The sequence below is a fragment of the Evansella cellulosilytica DSM 2522 genome, from assembly GCF_000177235.2.
In the GTDB taxonomy this organism is placed as follows: Bacteria; Bacillota; Bacilli; order Bacillales; family Salisediminibacteriaceae; genus Evansella; species Evansella cellulosilytica.
Map to the genome: position 1 here is coordinate 568183 of NC_014829.1, position 12825 is coordinate 581007.

7 protein-coding genes are annotated in these 12825 nt (G+C 36.1%); 3 read left to right on the forward strand and 4 right to left on the reverse strand.

The window, feature by feature from the left end; translation table 11 throughout:
- Nucleotides 1–596: 596 nt before the first annotated feature.
- Together BCELL_RS02715 and BCELL_RS21440 are read right to left on the reverse strand one after the other, a co-directional pair.
- Nucleotides 597–2771: an RNA degradosome polyphosphate kinase gene (locus BCELL_RS02715; RefSeq protein ID WP_013487135.1), complete on the reverse strand. Its 2175-nt coding sequence runs from the start codon at nt 2769–2771 to the stop codon at nt 597–599.
- A 360-nt stretch (nt 2772–3131) separates the two neighbouring features.
- Nucleotides 3132–7589 (reverse strand): 5'-nucleotidase C-terminal domain-containing protein, encoded by a 4458-nt coding sequence (locus tag BCELL_RS21440; RefSeq protein WP_013487136.1) that lies wholly within the window; start codon nt 7587–7589, stop codon nt 3132–3134.
- A gap of 340 nt (nt 7590–7929) precedes the next feature.
- Here BCELL_RS21440 and BCELL_RS02725 point away from each other — a divergent pair, with 340 nt between their 5' ends.
- Entirely contained in the window at nt 7930–8913 is a 984-nt protein-coding gene (locus BCELL_RS02725; protein WP_013487137.1) for a Gfo/Idh/MocA family protein, read from the forward strand.
- A 142-nt stretch (nt 8914–9055) separates the two neighbouring features.
- Here BCELL_RS02725 and BCELL_RS02730 read toward each other — a convergent pair whose 3' ends face one another.
- Nucleotides 9056–9787: an aspartate/glutamate racemase family protein gene (locus BCELL_RS02730; RefSeq protein ID WP_013487138.1), complete on the reverse strand. Its 732-nt coding sequence runs from the start codon at nt 9785–9787 to the stop codon at nt 9056–9058.
- Between the two features lie 189 nt (nt 9788–9976).
- Between BCELL_RS02730 and trpB the strand changes: the two genes are divergently transcribed.
- Nucleotides 9977–11143, forward strand: coding sequence for a tryptophan synthase subunit beta (gene trpB, locus BCELL_RS02735; protein WP_013487139.1), 1167 nt, complete (start codon nt 9977–9979; stop codon nt 11141–11143).
- A gap of 181 nt (nt 11144–11324) precedes the next feature.
- A complete protein-coding gene (locus BCELL_RS02740; protein WP_013487140.1) occupies nt 11325–11732 on the forward strand; it encodes a gamma-glutamylcyclotransferase family protein in 408 nt (135 codons plus the stop codon).
- A gap of 274 nt (nt 11733–12006) precedes the next feature.
- Here BCELL_RS02740 and BCELL_RS02745 read toward each other — a convergent pair whose 3' ends face one another.
- Nucleotides 12007–12711: a DsbA family oxidoreductase gene (locus BCELL_RS02745; RefSeq protein WP_013487141.1), complete on the reverse strand. Its 705-nt coding sequence runs from the start codon at nt 12709–12711 to the stop codon at nt 12007–12009.
- Nucleotides 12712–12825: the final 114 nt, after the last annotated feature.

Below are 12825 nucleotides of genomic sequence, written 5' to 3' on the forward strand. Positions count from 1 at the left end.
ACTTGTGATTTTGATGTGATTTTGCCATGTGAATTCTAATGTGAAAGGTAAGGAATTGTTTTTTATATAAAAGTAAATGAGAAGATATATATAATCTTTCAATCTTTCAAGCAATGTAATGAAAGAAACGAGCAGAAATACTCAATTGAATAAATAAACGGAGAAATTCCGCTTATTTAATAAATAGCACTGAAAATAGTCTGAATAAACGGAGAAATTCCCCTTATTGACTCGAAACTATTGAAAAAGGGGGGATTTCCTTTGCATAAGCGGAAAAACTACCCTTATTTGCCACGAAATTAGGTCAAGTTTGATTTTAAACGGAAATTCTCCGCTTATTTTATTTCACTGGTAAAGAGAGGAATACAAGGAATTGACGATAAGCCAAGTTTATCTAATAAATTTCCAATAAAACCGCATTTACTCCAACAAACGATTCGTGAAATAAGTAAACATAAAAACAATGGTACGAAGAACTTTCGCGCCATTGTTTTTATGCGAATTATACTGTGAATCTAGTTGCGAAAGATGTAAGTTTAGCGTGTGAATTTGATTGTGATTTGACAATTTGCACCTCACAAGTAAACCCGTACTTTTTAATGATGCTTGTTCGTTTTTATAAATTTTTTTATAATGTTTTCTTTAAATGTATAAAAATAATGAGTAAATCCCTTTTGAATAGGAGGTGTAAAGCCTCTATTACTAACAGCTAGTTGACTATTTATTAAAGGTTCTCCTTCAAGAGGTGTAACATAATGGTAGTTTCCATTCCTGTCTTGTGTTCGTGCTTTCGTATTATCAGATAAATAGAGAAGTAACCATGACACCACTCTGTCTTTTATTTCAGTACTTAAGAGAGGGAATAAAATTTCTATTCTATTCTCCATGTTACGTGTCATTAAATCAGCGGAAGAAATAAATGTTTTTTCTTCACCATTATGATAGAAATAGTATATGCGACTATGCTCCAAATACTGCCCCACGATGCTTCGGACTGTAATATTTTCGCTTACTCCTTTTATACCAGGTCGTAAACAGCAAATCCCTCTTATAATAAGGTCAATTTTTACTCCTTTAGATGATGCTTCGTAAAATTTATCGATGATTTTTTTATCAGATAATGAATTCATTTTAGCGATAATCCGTCCATTGCCATATCCTTCGTGGTTTCTTATTTCTTTTTCTATTAATCTTATAAAGTCATCACGTATATCAAGGGGGGCTAGTGAAAAATGATGATATTCAGGTTTATCACAGTAGCCACTTATATAATTAAAAAATCTAGTTGCATCATTAGCTATTTCTTCTTCAGAAGTAATCAAACCAATGTCTGTATAAAGCTTGGCTGTTTTATCGTTATAATTACCAGTACCTAAGTGAACAAACCTCTCAATTTTTCCTTCCATACGCCTAACAATAAGTGTAATTTTACTATGGGTTTTTAGGCGTGTCATTCCGTAAATGACGTGACAACCTTCTTTTTCTAATTCTTTTGCCCAACTAACATTATTTTCCTCATCAAATCTTGCTTTTAATTCTATTAAAACAGTGACTTGTTTTCCGTTTATTGCAGCACGCTTTAGTGCATGAATGATAGGAGAATTCCCACTCACTCTGTAAAGCGTTTGTTTTATTGCTTGGACATTAGGATCGTTCGCAGCAAGAGAAATAAAGTCCACTACTGTCTGAAAGGAATCGTAAGGGTGATGTAATAGAATATCTTTCTTTAAAGCAACGTCGAAGATTTTTTTATTATCTTCTAAATCTACAGGCTGTTGTGAAACCATAGGCAGGTCGATAAGGGAGGGATTGAATCTCCCTATTTCTTCGTAGAAAGTAAATAAAAAAGTAAGATCAAGTGGGCCATTTACAATATACGTATCCTTTTCATGTATACCTAGTCTTTGTTTAAGATATTTTAGTACATTATGATCGTATTCATTTTCTTTTATCTCAAGGCGAACAGCGGCTCCCCATTTTCGTTTTTTCAGTTCTTTTTCGATTTCAATAAGTAGATCAATGGCTTCATCTTCGTGTATTGTTAAATCTGCATTTCTCGTAATTCTAAACGAAGTGACACTTTTGATAGACCTACCAAAGAATAGCTTATGAATAAAAGTAGTAATCAAATCCTCAAGTAATATATATTTCCGCTCATTCGTGAAAGATGGTATGAGAACGTAACGATCTAATACGGAAGGAACTTGAACAATGGCAAGTTTTCCAGAGAGATCTGTGATTTGTTCATGCTCGTTGTCTTGTCCATCTATTACAATAGCTAAATTTAAGCTTTTATTTAATAGCATCGGAAAGGGCCTGTACGCATCTATTGCTCTCGGAGTTAATACAGGATAAATTTGCTCATCAAAATATTGCTCTAAAAAGAACAATTCTTCTCTACTTAAGCTATTTATTTGAGTAAGGGAAATACCTTGTTTTGATAATAAAGAAAGTAACATTTCATATGTTTCGTACTGTTTTTTTACTAATGGTTGTGTTTTTTCTGCGATTAGGGTGAGTTGTTCCTTTGGAGTTAGACCTGCTTTATTTTCTGGTTTTGTAAATCCTGCTTTTACTTGGTCGGTTAAGCCTGCTACACGTACCATAAAAAACTCATCTAAATTAGAACTAAATATAGAAAGGAATTTAAAACGTTCCATTAGTAAATTACGTTCGTCTATCGCTTCTTCTAACACACGATAGTTAAATGCTAGCCAACTTAATTCGCGATTATTGTAATGCGTAGTATTAACCAAAGTGGAAATCTTCATTTGATATGTGCCCCCAGAAATAGCATTTAGTAAAATCGATTTAATTTACTCTCTTGAAGAATAACAAATCTATTTGTTGCAAATATTAACCATTTGTAAAATTTATGTAAATCTATTAAAGGGGGGTGTCTCAAAAGCTAAATAAGAGAGGCCACTGAAAAAGTACAGATCATCTTTATCGGTGGCCTTTAGTTCAATGGCAATGGCTCCGTTAGTTATGCGACTATTTTGAAAAAACGACCCATATGAGTCTAAAAAAAAGATTGCAACGAGTTCACTTCATTGTATGGAAGGAACTGAATAAGGTACAACCTTTTCAGTTCCCTTCAAAACAAGCTTTTGAGTGCTCCTATTGAGAAATTATACTGTTTTGTGTCTATTTCTGATTAGTGTTAAGCTGATACCTAGAAAAATTAATAGTAACCCGGCTAATAGCCATTGATATACATCCGTTGCTGTATCTGGAAGCGTTTTGTTTGAACCTTTCTTTTCATCTTCCACTATTTTCTTTTCAATATCGTCTTCTTTATCACTTTCTTTACTACCATCCTGTTCAGGGTTTTGATCAACTGAATCAGTAGAATCGACGTGATCTATAGGATCTATAGGATCAATAGGGTCGACAGGATCGATTGGATCGACTGGATCAACTGGATCAATAGGCTCTTGTTCCGTTCCTTCAAAAAATTCAAAAGCTGCAAACATACTAAAGTGGTTCGTCTGTGCCTGAATGACCCCGTTGTCTAATGTGCCGCCAATTGAAGTCCATTGTTCTTCCGATTTATCGTAGAAATATACACTTACGTTTTCTTCGTTATCGAATTCATGTACTAGTGGAAGCTTCAATGTCACATCATATTCTCCGAATTGTGTAAAGGGTTGACCATTATGCAAGAATGTAAAATTGTACACTTTGCTGAGAAGGTGGCCGATTTCATCAATTTTAGTAAGGTCTATTTCTTCCTCATTTACGTTTTCAAAAGAGAACTCCACTTCCCCAGAACTAAACATTGCAGCCGGGAAAGAAATTGTAAAAAAGTCTGTAGTAATATACACGTTTACGTTATTCTCTCTTAAAGCATCAATTTGAGATTGAGAGAATGTAATTTTTGAAATTGAACTAAACTCATCTGAATGCAGGTTAATTGCTAAAACACTATTCTTCGTGATTTTATCAACTATGTCGTCACTAATAAAAATAGTTTCCTCTTCTACTCTTGGATGTGCGAGAATTTCTACGTAAATCCGACTTCCTTCAACATAATCGATAGGACCTTCTTGTGCTTTTACGTATTCAACAACAGCTTCCCAAACAGTGATAGGTTCTATTTCAATTGTTTCGTTACTTAGAGTATAGTGTCCTCCATTATGCATAAAATCATTATATGCGACGGTATAAACAGCATCCTCAATAATTGGTGTTCCGTCCTCCAAATAAATGGAGACATCACTAAATGTTTGTGGACCATCCCCTTTTACGAGAATATAGTGAATTCCAGATGCCTGCAAATCTACGTTTCTATGAAAATTAGATTGACTCAAGATCATCTCTTTTAATTGTGCACCAGTAGTTTCCACTAGCACAATCTCATTTCCGAAACGATCTAACTGTTCAATTTGCTCTATTGTAATATCCCCAGCTGGAATATTTCCTGAAACAGAGCTTCCGTTAAGTAATCCAATGTCAGCGTTAGCGATTGAACGAACAGCATCGGCATATAAATTACCAAGACCTACGTCCATGGCCGACTTGTTGTCACTATATAAACCGTTAGTAGTAGCACCTATTGTGTTGCCATCTGGAGTATCTGCATTAGGATCAATTTTAATATTAATTCTACCTTCAATGTGATAGTTTAATTTTTGTCCTTGCAAGCCTAAATATTCAGCGTAATCTATCATTGCTGTTGTCATAGGTGTAACTTCATTGTAGAGGACTTCACCTTCAAAATGATATCCTGATCCGCCTGTCCCTATATAATCTGGAACAGCAACAAGGTAACTAGCATTCATATTGATAGGTTCATTATTAATCTCTAAAATGGCATCGATATATTGGCCGCTCGAATTAGTTAAAATCGTATAATGTAACCCAGAGGATTGTAGGTCTATTTGGTTACGTCCATCCCTTGTATAGGAATATTCGATAACATTTTTTATAGCTTCTCCAGTCATTTCTAGAAGCATGACTTGATTGTCAAATGGCTCAATACGATAAATATCTCCAATGGTAACGTCACCTGGAGAGATGGAATCACGAATGCCACCATTATTTGTGAAAGCTATGTCAGCACTTGCTGCAAAAGCCATAGCATCTGTCCAAAAGTTTCCTAATGGAGCGTCTGTTTCATACCTCTCATTACGAGATAAACCAGTTTCTGTTTCTCCAATGACAATGCTTAAAATTTCATCCATTTGCTCATTCCAGTGATCTACAATAGCTTGCACATCTTCATCTACTTCAGACAGTGAACTGATCTCCTGTAAACCTCCAGACACTTCTATTACTTGCTTTGTTTCTGGATCGATGGAAAGGTTAAGCTTACCAACATGACTAGCATAACCACCGGCTTGTGTAATAGGTGTGCCATTAACTACTTGAGGAGTGCTTAAAGTAGTATGAGTATGTCCGCCAATAATGGCGTCAAAGTAATCGACTTCTTCTGCTAAGCTTCTATCTGCACCATAACCAATATGTGTTAAAGCAATAATAATATCTGCTTGAGCTTCCATTTCATCTTGATATTGAAGAGCTGTTTCCACATAATCATGAAACTCGATGCCAACAATACCACTAGGTGCTGTTGCTGGCGGATTTTGTGTTAGTCCGAATACAGCAACATCAAAATCGTCAAATTCAAAGATGGTATATGGATCAGGTTGTTCAATCGGGATTTCTGGACTAACAGTCATGTTCGCGCTAATCCAAGGGAAATCGGATTGAATAACTCTTTCAGCAAAAACATCTTGTCCGTAATCAAACTCATGGTTTCCAATGACTAAAGCATCTAAGTTCATTTCGTTTAATATTTCAATAATAGGTTCTCCAAGATTAATATCATTGACTGGTGAACCACTGAAAATGTCACCTGCATCAAGGTAAAGAGAATTCTCAGCTGCTTCCCTTTCAGCATTAATGAAAGCGGCAGCCTTTCCTAATTCGTCAATTCTTGAATGAATGTCGTTCGTGTGTAAAATGGTTAAATCTAATACTTCTGAGTTTGGAGGATCATTAGGTTCAGGGTTAGTTGGCTCTAATTCACTATGCAATATTATTGAAATTCTGCCTTCTGATTCGTAATTAAGCCTTTTTCCTTGCTCTGTTAAGAATTCTGCATATTGAATCATAGCTGTAGTCACAGGCATTACTTCAGGATAAATAACTTCTCCAACAAAGTGATAACCTGAACCGCCAGTCCCTATAAAATCAGGCAAAGCAACTATATAAGTTTGTTCCATATTTAATGGCTCGCCATTTAACTCTAATATTGCATCAGAGTAATATCTGTTTTCGTCAGTTAGAATAGTGTAATGTAAACCGGATGTTTGCAGATCAACATTTCTAAATCTTGAATAAGAATATTGAATAACATCTTTAATCGCTTGTCCTGTCATTTCATAGAGCATTACTTGGTTATCGAATGGCTCAACACGATAAATATCTCCAATGGTAATAGCACCAGGTTCAATAGAATCACGAACACCACCATTGTTCGTAAAAGCCATATCAGCTTCTGTTGCCCAAACCATAGCATCGGTCCAGAAGTTACCTAATGCTATATCTCGACTATTTCTTCCATCACGAGTTAGGCCAGTATCGGATTCTCCAATAGTTATTTGAAGAATATCTTCCATCTGAATATTCCAGGAATCTATTATTGATTGAATATTTTCTTCTGTTTCTGTTAATTGATCAATTGATTGTAAATGTCCAGTAACATCTACAACTTCTTTTGTTTCAGGGTCAATAGAAAGGTTTAATTTACCAACATGGCTAGCATAGCCACCGGCTTGGGTAATTGGTGTTCCATTTACTACTTGAGGACTGTTAATAACAGAGTGGGAATGTCCACCTATAATAACATCAAAATAATCGACCGATTCTGCTAATCGCCTATCAGCACTGTTACCAATATGTGTTAAGGCAATAATAATATCTGCTTGAGCTTCCATTTCATCTTGATATTGAAGTGCTGTTTCCACGTAGTTATGAAACTCGATGCCAACAATACCACTAGGTGCCGTTGCGGGGGGATTTTGTGTAAGTCCGAATACAGCAACATCGAAATCGTCAAATTCAAAAATGGTATATGGATCAGGTTGTTCAATCGGGATTTCTGGACTAACAGTCATGTTCGCGCTAATCCAAGGGAAATCAGATTGAATAACTCTATCTGCAAAGGCATCTTGACCATAGTCAAACTCATGATTTCCTATTGTTAGTGCGTCTAAGTTCATTTCATTTAAAATTTCAATAATTGGTTCTCCAAGATTAATATCATTAACTGGTGAACCACCGAAAATGTCACCTGCATCAAGGTAAAGAGAATTCTCAGCTGCTTCCCTTTCTGCATTAATGAAAGCCGCAGCCTTTCCTAACTCGTCAATTCTTGAATGAATGTCGTTCGTGTGTAAAATGGTTAAATCTAATAAATCTTCATTGCCAGTTGTAACATTGTCTTCTGTAGTACTTTCTAGCGTTACAATGTCATCATTTGAAGAAGCGGATACCGTTTGGATAGGTGTCACAATACTAAAAACTAATGCTAGAATCATCCAATAGATAATTCCCTTAGACCAGGTTTTTTTCAAAAACATATGAAACCTCCTTGATAATTTTTGTAGCGCTTTCTCTCCTTCTAAGTGATTCACGGAATAAATTTGACAAGCCAGAGTTTTGTAAACTTGTCCAAAAGGAGTTAGACGCCACTCTATACAATACCAATGAGACTTTAATTAATGATTAAGGTAATGTAAGTAATTACCTAAAATAGTATGCCAAATATAAACAGCTGTTAAAAATAGTAATAATTCAATAGGATGTACTTCATAAACTAAATTATTTCTAGAAAATGTTATAGAATTGCAATAAAGAGATCATTTCTGGACTATGCAATTTCTACGTATTAAAATATGGATCAAAGGAGGGTGAAATACAATGGTACGTTTTGCAGTGATCGGAACAAATTGGATTACAGAGTCCTTTATTCAAGCTGGAGCGCAAGTTGATGATTTTCAACTAGTAGCTGTCTATTCAAGGACAAAAGAAAGAGCAGAGGAGTTCGCTGAGAAATATAACTTAAAACATACATATACAGATATACAAGCACTTGCTAAAAGCCCAGAAGTTGATGCGGTTTATATTGCTAGCCCAAACGCTTTTCATGCAGAGCAAGCAATTACTTGTATGGAGCATGGTAAGCATGTGTTATGTGAAAAGGCACTTGCGTCAAACAGTAAAGAAGCGAAAGAAATGGTGAAGGTTGCTAAACAAAATCAGGTACTTTTAATGGAAGCTGTTAAATCAACGCTTTTACCAAACTTTTTTACAGTGAAAGAGCACTTGCATAAAATAGGGAAAATTCGTCGCTATGTAGCAAGCTATAATCAATATTCATCTCGCTATGATGCTTATTTAAACGGGACAGTGCTGAACGCTTTTAATCCAAAGTTTTCCAATGGTTCTTTGATGGATATAGGCATTTACTGTATATACCCCATGGTTGTCCTTTTTGGAAAACCTCTTCATGTAAAGGCGAGCGCCGTTCTTCTAGAGTCAGGAGTAGATGGAGAAGGAAGTATTGTCATGTCCTATGTTGATATGGAGGCGGTTGTGATGTATTCAAAAATTACAAACTCTTCTCAGCCATCAGAGATGCAAGGGGAAAAGGGCAACATCATATTAAATAACATTCATACTCCAACTAAAGTAGAGATCAACTATAAGGATGGCACTACTGAAGATGTAAGTCTGCCTCAAAAAGAAACTGAAATGTACTACGAAGTAAAGGAGTTTGTTGAGCTAATTAAAGCTGGAAAAACGGAATCAGCTGTTAACTCTCATGAGAATTCGATTATCGTTTCTGAAGTAGTGGAAGAGGCGAGGAAGCAAACAGGAGTCATCTATCCTGCAGATGAGTAGATATCTTTTGGTTTGATACCAAGTGCAATAAGTTATTTTATGTTGTAAAGGGTGTTTCCATAGGGGGGATCAGTCTCTTGGAACACCCTATGGTTTTACACATTTTTTTCATAAAAGTGTACTAATTTTTCCTTAACATATTTTATAAAAAACCACTAAAATTTGTTTTATTTAAAGATGCTTGTACATAGTTAATCATTGTTACATAGTCGAAGACAGGAAGATGAACAGCTTCTTGTACGGCCTTCGCATATGGGGGTAACAAGCTGCATTCAAGTAAAATTGATTTGATATTGGGATTGGTATGAACCATTTTCTCAGCAGTAGTGACAACTTCAGCTTCAAGCACATCACTATTTAAGGTTCCTGATTCGTTCATGCAGCACTCACGAAAGTGCTCTGTTTTTTCAAGACCTACTATTTCTACTCTGTCGATTTCTGCTATACCAATTTCACGTAGCAACGAGGCTTTAAGTAAGGAAGAATCAGCGGTAATTAACCCTACCTTTTCGTTTGTATTCAGCATCAGTAACATAAATGGAATCTGAAGTAAGCTTGATAAGAAAACAGGAACGTTTAAAGCTTTTCGTAGTTCGTCTTGATATAAAAGTAGGAAACCACAACCACCAGTAATCGCTTCTGCACCATTATCTACAAGCTCTTTACCTTTAGAAATAATTTCTTCTAAAACACCTGGAGCTTTATTCACCATCTTATGTGCTGTAATCTTATGTAGTGTTCGGTATAGCACAGGGTAGTCGTATGTAGTCGCATTTCCAACGTCACCTGGAATAAGAGGTATAAATGTATCTAACATTAATATACCGATCTTATGACCGTAGTAAACTTGCCCCTTTTGTGCCTGAAAAATCATGACAATCCTCCTTTAGAATAAACACTAGTAAATAATGTCTCCATGGAAAAAATATTTATTAAAGTAAGAAAAAAGGAAACTTCTCCGCATTTTACCTCCACCAATTTCGTTTGATTTTCAGTGTATAAGATTATATAATTGATAACATAATTTTCTAAAAATAGCTGAGAGTAGAGGAGTGTAGTAAAGATGAGTATGAGAGAAGACGAGAAGAGAGGTTATTTTGGTGAGTTTGGTGGTAGTTTTATTCCTGAAGAGCTTCAAAAGGTCATGGACATTTTGGAAGAAAACTTTGAGAATTACCGAAACGATCCCGAATTCATTGAGGAATACAAATACTACTTAAAGGAATTTGTAGGTAGAGAAAATCCTTTAACTTATGCCAAAAATATATCAGAAAAGTTTGGTGGAGCAAAAATTTATTTAAAGCGCGAGGACTTAAATCATACTGGCGCACACAAGATTAATAATGTTATAGGGCAAATACTTCTTGCAAAACGTATGGGTGCCAAAAGAATCATCGCTGAAACAGGTGCCGGACAGCATGGTGTAGCAACAGCCACAGCGTGCGCGATGTTTAATATGGATTGTACGGTATATATGGGTAAGTTAGACACGGAGCGACAAGCATTAAATGTGTTTCGAATGGAATTACTTGGTGCGAAGGTCATTTCAGTTGATGCAGGACAAGGTAGATTAAAAGATGCTGTTGATGCTGCATTAGGTGACCTTGTTGAAAACTATGAAAATACATTTTATTTACTAGGCTCAGCCGTTGGTCCACATCCGTTCCCATCGATGGTAAAGCATTTTCAATCAATTATTAGTGAAGAGTCAAAGCAACAAATTCTTGAAAAAGAAGGAAAGCTCCCTACAGCTGTCGTAGCATGTGCTGGAGGAGGAAGCAACGCAATTGGTGCTTTCGCTCATTATATAGACGAAAAGGACGTACGTCTTATAGGGGTAGAACCAGCAGAAGCGCCTACTTTAACAGAAGGTGTTCCAGCTGTCATTCATGGCTTTAAGTGCTTAACGTTGTTAGATGAAGACGGAAACCCTAGGCCAACATATTCTATCTCTGCTGGATTAGATTATCCAGGAATTGGTCCAGAGCATAGTTATTTAAAGGAATCTGGACGTGCCGAATATGTTGCAGTAACAGGCGACGAAGCACTAGAGGCGTTTCAGCTTCTATCAAAAGAGGAAGGGATTATCCCTGCTTTGGAAAGCTCTCATGCAATAGCGCATGCAGTTAAGCTAGCAAAAGAGCTATCAAAAGATGATATCCTTATCGTTAATTTATCCGGTCGTGGCGATAAAGACGTAGAGCAAGTATTTAAGATGATTAATCAATAATGATTTGTAGAGGGAGACTCAAAAGGTATGATTTTTACCTATTGAGTCTCTTTTTATGCAATGTGCAGAGGGTGTAGCCATGGAGGAACTTTTACTAGCTTTTGGGTCATATAAGTTATTTCATAGAAAGGGACAATCGCTCACCATCATAAGAAACACACTAAATAAGGATGGATGTTAAATGAAAAAAAAACATTTCGTTTTTTGTTATGGAACATTAAGGAAGAACGAGTCAAATCATCATTTACTTAAAGATGCTAATTGTATATGTGAGCATAGCTTAACAGAGGGAAAAATGTTTGATACAGGTTATGGATACCCTGTTATCATACAAGACGCTATTTCCAAAGTGCATGGAGAGCTTTATGAAATTACCGATGAAGAGCTCGATATGTTAGATCGGTTAGAAGGCTATGAGAGTAGAAGCGCACAACACAATTTGTACGAGAGGATACGGCAAAAAGTGATAACTCATAAAGGGGAGTATGAGGCCTTTGTTTATATAGAGGGAGTGAACCAAAATCTATGCACTACGTATATTGAGCATGGTGATTGGAAGGTCTATCGTAAAAATAGGGAAGATGACTAATAGGCTACAAGTACTTACAATGGCTATCATCTATCTCACTTGTTAGTGGGCATTCGAGTGAGGTGGCTACGCACTTTCTTCGAAGGTTGCCAAAAAGTACAGAGCAACTTTTCCAGTGCCTTTTATTTGTAATTGTAGTCGCTCGCCTGATAGGGAAAACCCACTCCTATCAGGATTTTTTAACGATTGCGACGGCTACGCACATTGCTTAGGGCCACTGAAAAAGTGAAAGAACACCACTTTTTCAGTGGCCTCGAAACAAAATACTTTATAATTAGCAGCTGTCGTCTGAACAAGCATTCCCTTTAGTTAACGAAAGGTCTCGTATTTTGGGTTTATTATGTTCTTCTTCCCATATTTTTTCAAGAGCACCTATGAAGTTTTCTAGTGGCTGTGCACCATTAATGGCATACTTTTCATCGATTAAGAAGAACGGAACGCCAGAAACACCATATTCTTTAGCAAGTTCTTCGTCAGCTCTCACGTCATCAGCGAATGAAGACTTATTATCTAATATTTCCACTACAGTTCCCTTGTCTAGACCGACAGACGTAGCGATATTAGTTAACGTTTCGACATCGCCAACATTTTTTGATTCAGTGAAATAAGCAGACAATAGTTTTTCTGTTAGTTCACCTTCTTTTTCTTGGGATTTTGCATATTTTGCTAGGCGATGGGCATCAAATGTGTTCGTCGGCTTCATATTCTCGAATTGAAAAGTGAGACCTATAGAATCCGCTTGTTCTGCCACACCTTGATTAGCCTTTATGGCATCCTCAATACTCATACCGTACTTTTCAGCAAGCATCTCATGAATACTTTTCCCTGAATACGGAGCAGCATTTCGATCTAATTCAAAGCTTCTAAAAGAAACATCGACTGCATGTTTATTTGAAAAGTGGTCTAACGCTATTTCTAATCTTCTTTTACCGATGTAGCAAAACGGACAAACAAAGTCCGACCAAATTTCTATCTTCATCATAGAAAACACCCCATTCAGTTTCTTTGTATGTATTGTGCCATAGAATATGTATTTTAAAAAATAAATTGCTTTTTATTTGAAGGGTAGGTACCTTGTTAATTTGTGAAAAAA